The organism is Brevundimonas sediminis (assembly GCF_048799765.1).
Classification (GTDB): Bacteria; Pseudomonadota; Alphaproteobacteria; order Caulobacterales; family Caulobacteraceae; genus Brevundimonas.
In genome coordinates, this window is sequence record NZ_JBLYQK010000047.1 from 1 (window position 1) to 13,215 (window position 13,215).

The following is a 13,215-nucleotide window of genomic DNA, read 5'->3' on the forward strand; positions in this document are numbered from 1 at the left end:
CGGCACCAGCAGGAAGGCGAATTTGTAGATGGTCTGCTGCAGCTTGTAGATCGCGGCGGCCGGTCCGTCGGTCGTGGTGGCGCGCGAGGTCGGAGAGTGGCGGCGGACCGGCGGCGCGCCCGTGCCCCTGCCGCCGGGGGTGGAGGTGGTCTGGGACGGCCGCTGGAGCCTGACCGCCCCTGAAGGGGGCTGGTCGGTCACCGCCGCCGCCGGCCACAGGGCGGGCCTGTCCGCCGGGGATCGCGACCACCTGCGCGCGCTTCCGGCGTCGGTCCGGGCCGGACGGCCTGTGCTGATCCGGAACGATCCGGCCGCCCCGCTTCTTGCAGGAGAAGCCTTCAAGGCGCGCGCCCTGGTCGAAGCGAGACTGGAGCGGGCGCTGGACGGAATGACGCATGAACGGGATCTGGATGCGAACGCGCATGGCGCGCCGCCCCGGAAGCACCTATTTTCTGCGGGACATCTTACTGGGTAACGGAACGCACCCGCGTTTCAGGGAAACGAGACGAGAATGAATCTCCGCACACTGGCCATTTTCGGCGTCATCGTCCTGCTGGTTTCGGCGGGCTATATGGCGCTGACCCGGACCGGCGCCCTGCCGTCGGCGGGCGGCTCCGCAGCCGCCGGTTCGGCCCAGCGGCCCGAGCAGATGAGCTATTCGGACCTGCTGCGCGTCCGCGACGCCAACCAGATCGCCAGCATCGAGGTCGCCGGCGAGACCGTGAAGGCCACGCTGAAGAACGACAAGGTCGTCACCGTGACCACCAACCTGCCCAACGGCGCGCTGATCGACAGCATCGCCGAGCGCGGCGCCACGGTCGAGGTCAAGAACACCCGCCAGCCCCTGTGGGTCGGCGCCCTGATCGGCCTGCTGCCCTTCCTGCTGATCATCGGCCTGTGGATCCTGATCATGCGCCAGATGCAGGGCGGCGCGCGCGGGGCCATGGGCTTCGGCAAATCCAAGGCCAAGCTGCTGACCGAGCACAAGGGTCGCAAGACCTTCGAGGACGTCGCAGGCGTGGACGAGGCCAAGGAGGAACTGCAGGAGGTCGTCGACTTCCTCAAGGATCCGGGCAAGTTCCAGCGTCTCGGCGGCAAGATCCCCAAGGGCGCCCTGCTGGTCGGCCCTCCCGGCACCGGCAAGACCCTGCTGGCCCGCGCCGTCGCGGGCGAGGCGGGCGTGCCCTTCTTCTCCATCTCCGGCTCGGACTTCGTGGAAATGTTCGTCGGCGTCGGCGCCTCGCGCGTCCGCGACATGTTCGAACAGGCCAAGAAGAACGCTCCCTGCATCATCTTCATCGATGAAATCGACGCCGTCGGCCGTCACCGCGGCGCCGGTCTGGGCGGCGGCAATGACGAACGGGAGCAGACCCTCAACCAGCTGCTGGTCGAGATGGACGGCTTCGAGGCGTCCGAGAACATCATCCTGATCGCCGCCACCAACCGTCCCGACGTGCTGGACCCGGCCCTGCTGCGTCCGGGCCGCTTCGACCGTCAGGTCGTGGTGCCCAACCCGGATGTCGCCGGCCGCGAGAAGATTCTTCGCGTCCACATGAAGGACGTGCCTCTGGCCGCCGATGTGAATGTGAAGACCATCGCGCGCGGCACCCCGGGCTTCTCGGGCGCCGACCTGGCCAACCTCGTCAACGAGGCGGCCCTGATGGCGGCGCGCAAGGACCGCCGCATGGTCACCCACCGCGACTTCGAGGACGCCAAGGACAAGGTCATGATGGGCGCCGAGCGCAAATCCATGGCCATGAGCGAGGAAGAGAAGAAGCTGACCGCCTATCACGAGGCCGGTCACGCCCTGGTCGCCATGAACGTCAAGATGGCCGACCCGGTGCACAAGGCGACCATCGTCCCGCGCGGCCGCGCCCTCGGCATGGTGATGCAGCTGCCGGAAGGCGACCGCTACTCCATGAACTACCAGCAGATGGTCGACCGCATCGCCATCATGGCCGGCGGTCGGGTCGCCGAGGAGCTGATCTTCGGCAAGGACCACATCACCTCGGGCGCCAGCTCCGACATCCAGCAGGCCACCAAGCTGGCCCGCGCCATGGTCACCCGCTGGGGCTTCTCCGAGAAGCTGGGCACCGTCGCCTATGGCGAGAACCAGGAAGAGGTCTTCCTCGGTCACTCGGTGTCGCGCACCCAGAACATCTCGGAAGAGACCGCCCGGATCATCGACGAGGAGGTCAAGCGTCTGGTCACCCAGGGCTGGGATGAGGCGCGCAAGATCCTGACCACCAAGGCCGAGGATCACGAAAAGCTGTCCCAGGCCCTGCTGGAGTACGAAACCCTGTCGGGTGACGAAATCCGCGACCTGCTGGAGAAGGGCCTCGCGCCGAATCGCGACGAGAACAACTTCCCCAACTCGGGCCCCTCGGTGTCCGTGCCGATCACCCCGGTGTCGGACGGGACCGAAGTCGAGCAGCCGACGGTCCACTGACCGCCGTGCGCGGCTGAACGGAATGAGGGCGGCTCCGGCGACGGAGCCGCCCTTTTTCACTCCTGCGGGCGCTCCCGACGGAGGCGGGGCGTATGAGACGCGTCCAATCCTGACGCATGCGTCTGCTACAGTCCGTCCGTCGCCGCCTTCGGGCGATAGACGATCTGGACGGTCTGGACGGTCTGGACGGTGTTTTCGCCCCCGTCCCGACGGTCCCGTCCCGCCCGAAGGGTGGAGCGCTGACGGCTCAGGGCTCTGTTTTCGATAAGAATTCCTAAAAACTCCGCCCCGCCGGCTCATCGGAATAGAAATCGCTCTCGCCAACAAGTTTGCAATTCAAACAAGTCTATCGTAGATCGGCGCTATTCATGAGGGGAGCCCAGCCGATGACCACCCATTCGCCCGAGCGCCTGCACGGCCTCGACGCCCTGAGGGGCGGCGCCCTGCTGCTGGGCGTCGTCCTGCACGCCAGCCTGTCCTTCTTTCCGCAGCAGATCTGGATCGCCGGAGACTCGCAGACCTCGATCGGCGCGGCCTGGCTGTTCTTCGGCATCCACCTGTTCCGGATGACCGCCTTCTTCCTGATCGCGGGCCTGTTCGCCCACATGATGATCGCCCGCAAGGGGGGGCTCGGCTTCGCGAAGGACCGGGCGATCCGCATCACCGGCCCGCTGCTGGCCTTCTGGTTCCCGGTCATGGCGGGCATCGTCACGGCCCTGGTCTGGAACGCCCATGTGCAGGGCCTCGTCGTCCCCGGCGCCCCGCCGCCTCCGCCGCCGACCTATGACTGGACCAACGTCCCGCTGACCCACCTGTGGTTCCTTTACGTCCTGACCCTGTTCTGTCTGGCGACCCTGATCCTGCGCGCGCCGTTCGCGGCGCTGGACCGCAACGGCGGCTGGGGCCGGACGGTGGATCGCCTGACCGGCGCCCTGATCGGCTGGTGGACGCCCGTCGTCCTCGCCGCGCCTCTTGCTCTCGCCTTCTGGCTGGACCCGAAGTGGATCGCCTTCTTCGGCGTCCCCACGCCCGACGCCGGGCTGGTCCCGCACGCCGCCGCCATCGTCGGCTTCGGCTCGGCCTTCGGTCTCGGCTTCCTGCTGGACCGCCGCCGCGACCTGCTGGACCGGCTCTCAGGCGGGTGGCCGGTCTACCTGGTCCTTGCCCTCGTCTCGGGCGTGTGGAGCTACATCCTGGCCGACGGACCCAGCCTCGCCCCCATGGCCGAGCCCACCCGGGCCAAGGCGCTTGCCGCCGCCGTCGTCGCCCTGGCCGTGTTCAGCTCGGCGCTGGCCGCCGTCGCCCTGTGCCTGCGCTTCCTGTCGGGCCACAGCCCCGTGCGCCGCTACCTCGCCGACGCCTCCTACTGGGTCTACATCCTGCACCTGCCGCTGGTCATGCTGGCCCAGGTCTGGGTGCAGGACTGGGCCGCCCCCTGGTGGGCCAAGTTGGCCGGCGTGTCGGTCGGTGTCTTCGCCGTCTGCCTGCTGTCCTATGAGCTGACGGTCCGCCACGGCTTCATGGGACGCTGGCTGAACGGTCGCCGCATCCCGTGGCGCCGCCGCCCCGCTGAAACCGCCGCCGTTCCCGCCGAATAGCTTGCCAACGCCCCCCGGCTCGTCCACCCCATGGACGAGCCGGGCCGGAGAGAGACATGACCGACAGAACCACCACCCCCGAAGCCGATCTGGCCTTCCTGCGCGCCATCGTGGAGGGCGGAGCCAGCGGACGCGGGATGCTGACCATGGGCGTCGCCTATATGGCCGGCGGCCTGCTGTACGGGATCCAGTGCCTGTTCCACATCGCCCAGATGAAGGGCTGGATCCTCTGGCCGGCCGGCCCCAGCCTGCTGTTCATCGCGGGCGTCACCGTGGCCTTCTGCCTCGTCATGGTCTGGAGCGTCCGTGAGGACCGCAAGCTCAAGGTGTCCAAGGGGCCGCTGGCGACCCGTACCATGAACGCCGCCTTCACCGCCACCGGCATGGTCAACCTGGCCGTCATCATCATCTTCGGCGTCGGCTCGGCGCGGGACCATGACTTCGCCGTCTGGCTCTACTACCCCGCCATCGTCTTCGCCGCCCAGGCGGCCGCCTGGTTCGTCGCCTGGAGCCTGAAGAAGCGGGCCTGGATGCTGGCCACGGCGGCGGGCGGCTGGCTGACGGCGGTGGCGCTGGGCCTGCTGGTCCGGAGCCCCGAAATCTACATGTACATCTGCACCGCCGCCCTGTTCCTGCTCTTCGCCCTCCCGGGCTGGATCATGATCCGCGGCGCCCTCCAGGTCCGGGCCGCGGCCTGATCCATGGGGCTGGCCGATCTCGGACGGATCGACGAGGTCATCCACGGCCGCATGCGGCTGGGGATCATGGTCTATCTGGCCGACGTCGAGACCGCCGACTTCACCGAGCTGAAGACCGTTCTGGAGGCGACCCAGGGCAACCTGTCTGTTCATCTGAAGAAGCTGGAGGAGGCGGGCTATGTCGCCATCGCCAAGAGCTTCGTGAACAACAAGCCCCTGACCCGCGTCTCCATCACCGGGCCCGGCCGCGACGCCTTCAAGGCCTATCTGTTGGCCCTCGGCAACCTGATCGGGGGCAGGGACTGATGGCTGTTCTGCGTCCCCGGGTGATGGGCATCGTCAACGTCACCCCCGACAGCTTCTCGGACGGCGGGCGGCACGACACGGTCGAGGCCGCGATCGCCCACGGGCTGGAACTGGTCCGGCAGGGCGCCGACATCCTCGACATCGGCGGAGAGAGCACCCGTCCCGGCGCCGAACCGGTCAGCGTCGAGGACGAGGTGATGCGCACCGCCCCCGTCATCGCGGGGCTGCGCGCCCGATGGGACGGCCCCCTCAGCATCGACACCATGAAACCCGAGGTCGCCGCCGCCGCCGTCGGGGCGGGGGCGAACATCTGGAACGACGTGACCGCCCTGGGCTTCTCGCCCGCCAGCCTGCCGACCGCCGTGGACCTCGGTTGCGACGTGGTCCTGATGCACATGAAGGGCGAGCCCCGCACCATGCAGGACGCCCCGCGTTATGACGACGTCGTCTCCGAGGTCGTCGACTGGCTGGCGATCCGGGCCGGGGAGGTGATGGCCGCGGGCGTCGCGCCGGACCGTCTCTGGCTCGATCCAGGCATCGGCTTCGGCAAGACCCTGGCCCACAACCTGGCCCTGACCGCCAATCTGGAGCGGCTGGGCGCGACCGGCCTGCCGGTCCTCTACGCCGCCAGCCGCAAGCGCACCATCGCCGCCATCGACCCTACGGCCGTTGAGGCCACGGATCGTCTGGGCGGATCGCTGGCCCTCGCGCTCGAGGCCGCCCGGCGCGGCGCGGCCATCATCCGGGTCCACGACGTCCGCGAGACCGTCCAGGCGCTGGCGGTGCAGGCGGCGGTGACCGCGGCCGTCACGCCCTGAGGCTTGCCCCCCGGCCGGGACTCGGCCATTCGCAGGGAATGACCTCTCCCGGACGCGTCCTGATCATCGCCGGCTCCGACTCGGGCGGCGGCGCGGGCATACAGGCGGACACCAAGGCCGTGACGGCCCTGGGCGGTTTCGCGGCCACCGCCATCACCGCCATCACGGTTCAGAACACCCTGGGCGTCCACGGCGTCCATCCCCTGCCGCTGGACCTGATCGAGGCGCAGGCGCGGGCGGTGCTGGACGACATCGGCGCCGACGCCATCAAGACCGGCATGCTGGGCTCGACCGACGTGGTCGAGCGCGTCGCCGCCATCCTCGACAGTTCGACTGCTCCCGCCGTCATCGACCCGGTCATGATCGCCAAGGGCGGCCACCCCCTGTTGCCCGATGAGGCGGTGCAGGCGGTGCGATCGCTGATGATCCCGCGCGCGGCCCTGCTGACCCCCAACGCGCCCGAGGCCGAAGCCCTGACCGGCCTCACCGTCGCCGACCTCGACGGCCAGCGCCGGGCGGGCGCCTTCCTTCTCGGCATGGGCGCCAAGGCGGTGCTGATGAAGGGCGGCCACGTCGCCACCGGCGACCGGGTCATCGATGTGCTCGTCACGCCCGACGGCGAGACCCTGCTGGAGGGGGAGCGGGTCGACACCCGCCACACCCACGGCACCGGCTGCACCCTGGCCAGCGCCTGCGCCGCCGGTCTGGCCAAGGGCCTGCCCCTCGATCTCGCCGTCACCGAAGCCTGGGCCTATGTCGCTGAAGCCATCCGCCGCGCCCCCGGCCTCGGCAGCGGTCATGGCCCGCTCGACCACGGCTGGACGCTGCGCCGATGAACGATCTCGAAGTCCGGCTCGGCCGGATTGTCCGCGCCAACCCCGACCTGATGCATGTGATGACCACGGTCCGGGGCCTCGGCCTGAACGACTGGCGGGTCTTTTCCGGCGCCGTCTATCAGGCGGTCTGGAACGACGTGACCGGCCGCCCGGCGGGCTACGGCATCAAGGACTACGACCTCGGCTATTTCGACCCGGACACCAGCTGGGACGCCGAGGACGTGGTGATCAAACAGGTCGCCGCCGCCTTCGAACCGCCCTTCCGCGACATCGTCGAGGTCCGCAATCAGGCCCGCGTCCACATCTGGTTCCCCGACCGCTTCGGTGAGCCCTATGACGCCCTGCCGGACACCGACACGGCCCTCAGCCGCTTCGTCGCCCCGGCCTTCTCGGTCGGCGTCCGGCTTGAGGCCGATGACACGATCAGCGTCGCGGCGCCCTTCGGCCTTGAAGACATGTTCGACATGGTCCTGCGCCCCAACCCCAACCGCCCCCTGGCGAAGGGCTGGGACAAGGTGGTCGCCAGCGCACAGGCGCGGTGGCCGGAGCTGAAGGTGGTTCCCTGAACTCACGCCCGGGGGCGCGTGTCGCATGGGTCGACAATCCCGGAGCAATGCGAGAGGACAACGTACTCCTCGCAGTTTCAGGGCTATTCAATGATCTCGCTCGCAATCGCAGCATGGCTGACACAGGCCGCTCCCGTGCAGGAATGGCGCGTTGTCCACGAGGGGCGAGACGCCGCCATCGCGGTGCAGGTCGGACCGGAATGGGAAGCCCATCGTCGGGGCATGGTGGCGATTCTCTTAACCGTGCAGACCGGTGCGGATGGGCCGGTCCAGACTTGGCGCGAGGTCGCAATGAGTTGCTCCGGGCAACCCGCAACGGCGACCTTTGTCCAGATGCGGAGGGAGGTCGCGGCGAATCCATCGGCGCCCCTGAACGTCACCATGACGGATGAGTATCCGCCGTACATGGGGCAGGCGCACAATGGTCGGAATCCGATCCATGTGGCGATCGCTGCGCTCTGTTCGCCCGATTTCGTCAGCACTCCTGTGGTCCGCACCGCGTGGGCCGACATGTTGCGACGTCAACGCGAGGGGCTTTCGCCGCGATGAAACAGTGGACAGTCGACGCCTTCGCCGCCGCCCCCTTCAAGGGCAACCCCGCCTGCGTCGTGGAACCCTTCGACTATTGGCCCGACGCCGCGTGGATGCAGGCGCTGGCGAAGGAGAACAATCAGGCCGAGACCGCCTTCCTGCTGCGCACCGCTGACCCCGCGCGGTTCGGCCTGCGCTGGTTCACGCCGGGGATGGAGGTCGATCTGTGCGGCCACGCCACCCTGGCCTCGGCCCATGTGTTGCTCGGCGAGGTCGGGCTGGACGTCCCCGCCGTCACCTTCGACACCCGCTCCGGCCCGCTGATCGTCCGGGCGACCGACGGCGGCTACGAGATGGACTTCCCCGCCGATCCGCCGCGCCGCACCGGGCCGCTCGCGGGGCTGGCCGAGGCGCTGGGCGTCGAGCCGCTGGAGGTCTGGGCCGGCCGTTATCTGGTCGCCGTTCTGGCGGACGCCGCCGCCGTCCGCGCCTGCGCCCCGGACATTCGCGCCATCGCGACGCTGCAGGGCGAGGCGGGCGAGATCGGTCAGGTCATCGTTTGCGCCCCCGCCGATCCGTCCGACGACGTCGATGTGGTCGACCGCTTTTTCGCACCGGGCTGCGGGGTGGACGAGGATCCGGCCACCGGCTCGGCCCACTGCATCCTGGCGCCGCTGTACGCTGACAGGCTGGGGCGCGCCGACGTGCGCTTCCGGCAGGTCTTCCCCGGCCGCGGCGGCGACATCGCCACGGTGCTGAACGGCGACCGCGTCCTGCTGCGCGGCCAGGCGGTGACGGTGATCGAGAGCCGACTGCGGCTCTGACACGCGAAAGGGGCGCGACCCTTTCGGATCGCGCCCCGGCTGACCTCTCGGGGAGGGAAGGTCAGACCTTACCAGCGACGGTTATCGCGGTCGCGGCGCTCGTAGCGGATCTGGCTGGCCAGACGGTCGTAGCGACGGTCGAGGTCCTGACGCTCGCGCAGGCTCAGGCCGCCCCGCTGGTAGCTGTACTCCAGGCGCACCAGCGCATTCAGATCGCTGCGCAGGCGGGTCGCCTCGCGGCGGCTCAGCTGGCCGTTGCGCAGGCCGACGTCGATGCGCTGGTCCAGCTGGTATTTGCGCTGGGCGATCGGCTGCCAGCCGCGGTGGTTCTGCTCGTAGCGCGGGCCGTCGTGGCGATACGACTGAGCCGAGGCGGCGGCCGGGACCGCGACGGAAGCGGCGGCCAGGACGAGGGCGGGGATGATGGCTTTCTTGAACATCGGGTCTCTCCTGTTCGCGCAACCGGTGTGGCTGCGTTGACGTGGATAAAAGCAGCCCCGGCCTGAGCCCGATCTGAACAGCGAAAGTCAGTTGGCGTTCATCTGCATGAAATCGTCGTCACGCTCCGGTCCGCGGCTTCCGTGAGGGAGAAATGATCCGCGCACGCGCGTAAGGGCGCTCCGGCCGTGTCGGGTCGGGAGGTCCCGGGGGGGCGACGGTCCGCGGCCGAAAAAAGTATGGTTCGTCCGCACGGACGAACTGAAATATGTCTAGACTGTTCGTTCAGCCGTCGTTCAGAGCCGCGAGCCTAAACCCGTCACCATGAACCGGATGCCCGTCATTCTCACCGCCGCCTTGCTGGCTCTCGCGCCGCTCTCGGCCGCCGCCGCCCAGGATGGGTCGCGGGGAGACCGTGACCGCCGCCCGCCCGGCCGCGAGCAATCGCAACGCCCGGAACGGTCCGAGCGTCCGCAGATGAGCTCGGCCGAAGCCCAGCGCATCGCCCAGTCCCGGGCGGGCGACGCCCGCTTCGTCGGCTATCGCGGCATGTCGGGCAACAGCTACGTCTTCGCCTTCGAGCGCGACGGCCGCATCTTCAACGTCGCCGTCGACGCCAGCCGGTAGGATCCCCCCATGCGAGTGCTTCTGGTCGAGGACGACGCCGACCTGTCCCGTCAGCTGAAATTGGCCCTGGGCGACGCCGGCTACGCCGTCGACCACGCCGCCGACGGCGAGGAGGCCCATTTCCTCGGCGACACCGAGCCCTATGACGTCATCGTCCTCGATCTGGGCCTGCCCAAGATCGACGGCGTGTCGGTGCTGGAGCGATGGCGCCGGGACGGCAAGACCACGCCGGTCCTGATCCTGACCGCGCGCGGCGCCTGGTCGGACAAGGTGTCGGGCTTCGACGCCGGGGCCGACGACTATCTGACCAAGCCCTTCCACACCGAGGAGTTGCTGGCCCGCCTGCGCGCCCTGCTGCGCCGCTCGGCGGGCATCGCCTCGGCGACCCTGTCGTGCGGCGGCCTGCGCCTCGACCCGCGCGCGGCCCGCGCCAGCGTCAACGGCGAGCCCCTGCGCCTGACCTCGCTGGAATATCGTCTGCTGCACTACATGATGATGCATCAGGGCCGGGTCATCAGCCGCACCGAACTGGTCGAGCATCTGTACGACCAGGACTTCGACCGCGACTCCAACACCATCGAGGTCTTCGTCGGCCGCCTGCGCAAGAAGATCGGCTCTGACCGGATCGAGACCGTCCGTGGTCTCGGCTACCGCCTGACGCCGCTGGCGGGCGAGTCCGAAGCGGCGTGACCGAGGCGTCGGGGGGCGAACCGGCCGCGGTCGAGCCGAAGACCTGGGGCCGCTGGTTCGGCCGCCCGGGCCGCAGCCTCACCCGTCGCCTGATCTGGCTGGCGGCGGCGTGGATCGTTGTGGCCCTGCTGGCGACCGGCTTCGCCCTGACCCGGCAGTACGAGGAAAGCACCCTGCGCCGGCTCGGCTTCGTGCTGAACGAGACCATCGACGATGTCGTGCTGGCGACCACGGTCACCCCCGACGGCGTCAGCGTTGCGGAGATCAAGGATTCCCGGACTCTTCGCCCCTTGTCCGGCAAATACTGGGCGGTCGGCGAGCTGGATGCGGGGGGCGGGGTGCGCATCCTCGCGCGCTCGCCGTCGCTGGCCGGAGAGGATCTGGTCGTGCCGGCGGGGCTGGCGGCGCGCCTGACCGACGCCTTCGGCCAGACCATCAGCTACAACGCCACCGGACCCATCGACAGCCCGCTGCGGGTGGCCGCCAGCCTGAAGACCCTGCCGGGGCGCGAGGCGCCGCTGGTGCTGATGTCCGGTATCGACCGGTCGACGATCGACGCCGACGCCCGCCAGTTCGCCACCTTCACCTGGATCGCCCTGCTGATCCTTGGCCTGGGTCTGGTGATCGCCGTCTTCCTGCAGGTGCAGATCGGTCTGCGCCCCCTGTTCGGACTCCGCAACGAGATCTCGGACGTCCGCAAGGGCAAGGCGGCGCGGATCGTTCACAGCTATCCGGTCGAGATCCAGCCCCTGGCCGAGCAGGTGAACCGCCTGCTGGACCACAATCAGGAAACGGTGGAGCGCCAGCGCACACATGTCGGCAACCTGGCCCATGCGCTGAAGACGCCGCTGTCGGTGATGCTGGCCGAGGCCGGGACGCAGCAGGGCGCCCTGCCGGACATCGTCCGCAAGCAGACCGAGGTCATGAAGGCCCAGGTCGATCACCACCTGCGCCGCGCCCGCGCCGCCGCCCGCGCCCAGCTGCTGGGCGAACGCACCCCCATCGCCGAGGTGCTGGACGAGATGGCGGTCATGCTGGAGCGGGTCTTCGAATGGAAACCGGTCGAGATCGACTGGCGCGCCCCCGACGAGCTCGGCTTCCGCGGCGAGCGGCAGGACCTGCAGGAAATCCTCGGGAACCTGATGGAGAACGCCTGCAAATGGGCGAAGCGTCGGGTGCGCATCTCGGCCGGAGCGACCGGGCTGGGGCAGATGGTGGTGGTGGTCGAGGACGACGGCCCCGGTCTGCCCGAGGATCAGCGCGAGGCGGCCCTGCAGCGGGGCATGCGGATGGACGAGACCACCCCCGGCTCGGGCCTCGGCCTGTCCATCGTGGTCGAGCTGACCCGCGCCTACGGCGGCAAGATCACCCTGGGCGACAGCGAGATGGGCGGGTTGAAGGTTTTGCTCGAACTACCCACGGCTGAAATCTGAACACGGACAGTCGGTTAGGCGGCGTTAACCCTGGCGATGGCAGGATTGGCGTCTGCCGGACAAGCCCGGCTTCGAAGGTGTTCCATGTCCGGGCTGACCGCCGCCCACCGCCTTGCGCTGGCCGCCCTGATCGGGCGCTGCCCCGAGACCGTCCTGAAGGCCGTCTCGGCGGCTGTCGCGGCCTTGCCGGGCGGGCGGGCCGCCGAGTTGCGGCTGATGCTGGCCGAGGAGATGCGGGACCGGGTGCGCCGCGCCTTCGTCCTCGCCCCCGTGGCGCGGATGTTCCGGACGCGGCCGGACGGCATCGCCTCCATGACCTTCCCGCCCTCTGTCCTGCCCCGTCTGTGGCGCGCGGCGATCGAGGGCGAGCCCCATCTCCTGCCCCGGCTGGATGACCTCGACGAGCCGGACGCCGTGCCGGTGGCCAACCGCTACTGCCTGTCGGCCGCCTCGGCCGTGCGCGACCGCCCGGCCCTGATCTGGCCCGAGGACCTCGAGCCGGCCCGTCGCGCCCAGGGCCTGCAGGATCTCGCCGCCTGTCTCGATCTGGCCCATCTGGCCCGTCGGGGCATGCCGTCGATCGAGGTCTGGCTGAAGCGGCCCGACGACGACCAGCTGGCCGAGCTGCGCCTGCTGGTGAAGGACTGTTCCGACATTCACGCCGACGGCGCCAGCCGCCTGCTGGAGATGCTCTTCTCGCAGCTGGACGATGCGGTGCTGGTGCTGCGGATCATCACCCGGACCTCCGGGGCGGCGGGACGGCGGGGCTTCCTGAGCGCCTCCGAACTGGCCGGGTTCGTGGACCGTCTGCTGGACGGCGCGGACGCCCGCGTCGCCCGGCTGGCCGCCTATCAACCGGGACAGACCGCTGAAGGGGTCAATGACGCCATCGCCGACCTCGACTGGTGCGCCGGGGTGCTGGCCGAGCTGGACGTGACCCTGACGCTCGATCCGGACTCCGAATGGGGGCGCCGGGTTCGCGACAGCCGGGTCAAGGTGTCCGCCTGGCTCTCGGGCCTGCTGCGCACCGCGGACAAGGCGGTCGACAAGGCCCTGCCGCTGGCACGGGTGCAGATGGGCGGACGCATGAGCCGGATGGCGCCGCGCCTGGACGCCCCGTCGCGGGGCGAGGCCGCCGACGCCGCCCTGGCCCTGCTGCGGCTGGTCGGGGCGACCCGCGGCGCCGCCGCCACCTTCGGCAGCGAGGCCGCGCGCAAGACCCTGGTCGACGCCCTGACCGAACGGCTGTCCGGCTATGCCGACGAGATTCTGACCATGGTCAATGACGGCGACGCGCCGGACGAGGCCCACGCCCTGCGGCTGGTGTCGATCGCGGCGCGCTACCTCGAACTGATCGAGGCGAAGGAGGCGGCGCGGACGGTGCGCCGCCGGGCCGCGGTG

General features: G+C 69.7%; 15 protein-coding genes. 13 read left to right on the plus strand and 2 right to left on the minus strand.

From position 1 onward, the window contains the following. On the minus strand, positions 1-201 hold a 201-nt coding region (locus tag ACLQ7T_RS15230), incomplete at its 3' end, for a hypothetical protein (RefSeq protein ID WP_420480162.1). 310 nt (positions 202-511) lie between these two features. Here ACLQ7T_RS15230 and ftsH point away from each other — a divergent pair. The 9 genes from ftsH to ACLQ7T_RS15275 all read left to right on the plus strand — a co-directional run bounded on the left by ftsH (position 512) and on the right by ACLQ7T_RS15275 (position 8,626). Continuing rightward, positions 512-2,449, plus strand: coding sequence for an ATP-dependent zinc metalloprotease FtsH (gene ftsH / locus ACLQ7T_RS15235; protein ID WP_420480163.1), 1,938 nt, complete (start codon positions 512-514; stop codon positions 2,447-2,449). Between the two features lie 386 nt (positions 2,450-2,835). Then, positions 2,836-4,047, plus strand: coding sequence for an acyltransferase family protein (locus ACLQ7T_RS15240; protein ID WP_420480164.1), 1,212 nt, complete (start codon positions 2,836-2,838; stop codon positions 4,045-4,047). Between the two features lie 56 nt (positions 4,048-4,103). After that, entirely contained in the window at positions 4,104-4,745 is a 642-nt protein-coding gene (locus ACLQ7T_RS15245; RefSeq protein ID WP_420471848.1) for a hypothetical protein, read from the plus strand. Positions 4,746-4,748: 3 nt separating this feature from the next. Next, complete coding sequence (locus ACLQ7T_RS15250) at positions 4,749-5,051, plus strand: winged helix-turn-helix domain-containing protein (protein WP_420480165.1); 303 nt, start codon at positions 4,749-4,751, stop codon at positions 5,049-5,051. Continuing rightward, the gene (gene folP, locus ACLQ7T_RS15255) at positions 5,051-5,869 is read left to right on the plus strand and encodes a dihydropteroate synthase (protein WP_420480166.1); all 819 of its coding nucleotides are present in this window, start codon (positions 5,051-5,053) and stop codon (positions 5,867-5,869) included. The genes ACLQ7T_RS15250 and folP overlap by 1 nt, the downstream gene beginning before the upstream one ends. A gap of 38 nt (positions 5,870-5,907) precedes the next feature. Next, on the plus strand, positions 5,908-6,705 hold the full coding sequence (thiD, locus tag ACLQ7T_RS15260) for a bifunctional hydroxymethylpyrimidine kinase/phosphomethylpyrimidine kinase (RefSeq protein WP_420480167.1): 798 nt from the start codon (positions 5,908-5,910) through the stop codon (positions 6,703-6,705). Next, a complete protein-coding gene (locus ACLQ7T_RS15265; protein ID WP_420480168.1) occupies positions 6,702-7,271 on the plus strand; it encodes a nucleotidyltransferase family protein in 570 nt (189 codons plus the stop codon). The genes thiD and ACLQ7T_RS15265 overlap by 4 nt, the downstream gene beginning before the upstream one ends. Positions 7,272-7,361: 90 nt before the next feature. Beyond that, positions 7,362-7,820: a hypothetical protein gene (locus ACLQ7T_RS15270; protein WP_420480169.1), complete on the plus strand. Its 459-nt coding sequence runs from the start codon at positions 7,362-7,364 to the stop codon at positions 7,818-7,820. Then, the gene (locus ACLQ7T_RS15275; protein ID WP_420480170.1) at positions 7,817-8,626 is read left to right on the plus strand and encodes a PhzF family phenazine biosynthesis protein; all 810 of its coding nucleotides are present in this window, start codon (positions 7,817-7,819) and stop codon (positions 8,624-8,626) included. The genes ACLQ7T_RS15270 and ACLQ7T_RS15275 overlap by 4 nt, the downstream gene beginning before the upstream one ends. Positions 8,627-8,694: 68 nt before the next feature. Here ACLQ7T_RS15275 and ACLQ7T_RS15280 read toward each other — a convergent pair whose 3' ends face one another. Then, positions 8,695-9,066 carry a hypothetical protein gene (locus ACLQ7T_RS15280; protein ID WP_420480171.1) on the minus strand — a complete coding sequence of 124 codons (372 nt, stop codon included), beginning with the start codon at positions 9,064-9,066 and terminating at the stop codon, positions 8,695-8,697. Positions 9,067-9,388: 322 nt separating this feature from the next. Here ACLQ7T_RS15280 and ACLQ7T_RS15285 point away from each other — a divergent pair, with 322 nt between their 5' ends. The 4 genes from ACLQ7T_RS15285 to ACLQ7T_RS15300 form a co-directional block, all read left to right on the plus strand. Next, positions 9,389-9,691: a hypothetical protein gene (locus ACLQ7T_RS15285; protein ID WP_420480172.1), complete on the plus strand. Its 303-nt coding sequence runs from the start codon at positions 9,389-9,391 to the stop codon at positions 9,689-9,691. Between the two features lie 9 nt (positions 9,692-9,700). Then, on the plus strand, positions 9,701-10,381 hold the full coding sequence (locus ACLQ7T_RS15290) for a response regulator transcription factor (protein WP_420471839.1): 681 nt from the start codon (positions 9,701-9,703) through the stop codon (positions 10,379-10,381). Continuing rightward, a complete protein-coding gene (locus ACLQ7T_RS15295; RefSeq protein ID WP_420480173.1) occupies positions 10,378-11,814 on the plus strand; it encodes an ATP-binding protein in 1,437 nt (478 codons plus the stop codon). Before ACLQ7T_RS15290 ends, ACLQ7T_RS15295 begins: the two co-directional genes overlap by 4 nt. A gap of 84 nt (positions 11,815-11,898) precedes the next feature. Then, positions 11,899-13,215 (plus strand): hypothetical protein (locus ACLQ7T_RS15300; protein ID WP_420480174.1); only part of this gene is annotated, 1,317 nt, incomplete at its 3' end.

Coding starts and splice junctions, on each gene's coding strand:
- ftsH (WP_420480163.1), top strand. CDS start 512: ATGAATCTCCGCACACTGGCCATTTTCGGCGTCATCGTCCTGCTGGTT.
- ACLQ7T_RS15240 (WP_420480164.1), top strand. CDS start 2,836: ATGACCACCCATTCGCCCGAGCGCCTGCACGGCCTCGACGCCCTGAGG.
- ACLQ7T_RS15245 (WP_420471848.1), top strand. CDS start 4,104: ATGACCGACAGAACCACCACCCCCGAAGCCGATCTGGCCTTCCTGCGC.
- ACLQ7T_RS15250 (WP_420480165.1), top strand. CDS start 4,749: ATGGGGCTGGCCGATCTCGGACGGATCGACGAGGTCATCCACGGCCGC.
- folP (WP_420480166.1), top strand. CDS start 5,051: ATGGCTGTTCTGCGTCCCCGGGTGATGGGCATCGTCAACGTCACCCCC.
- thiD (WP_420480167.1), top strand. CDS start 5,908: ATGACCTCTCCCGGACGCGTCCTGATCATCGCCGGCTCCGACTCGGGC.
- ACLQ7T_RS15265 (WP_420480168.1), top strand. CDS start 6,702: ATGAACGATCTCGAAGTCCGGCTCGGCCGGATTGTCCGCGCCAACCCC.
- ACLQ7T_RS15270 (WP_420480169.1), top strand. CDS start 7,362: ATGATCTCGCTCGCAATCGCAGCATGGCTGACACAGGCCGCTCCCGTG.
- ACLQ7T_RS15275 (WP_420480170.1), top strand. CDS start 7,817: ATGAAACAGTGGACAGTCGACGCCTTCGCCGCCGCCCCCTTCAAGGGC.
- ACLQ7T_RS15280 (WP_420480171.1), bottom strand. CDS start 9,066: ATGTTCAAGAAAGCCATCATCCCCGCCCTCGTCCTGGCCGCCGCTTCC.
- ACLQ7T_RS15285 (WP_420480172.1), top strand. CDS start 9,389: ATGAACCGGATGCCCGTCATTCTCACCGCCGCCTTGCTGGCTCTCGCG.
- ACLQ7T_RS15290 (WP_420471839.1), top strand. CDS start 9,701: ATGCGAGTGCTTCTGGTCGAGGACGACGCCGACCTGTCCCGTCAGCTG.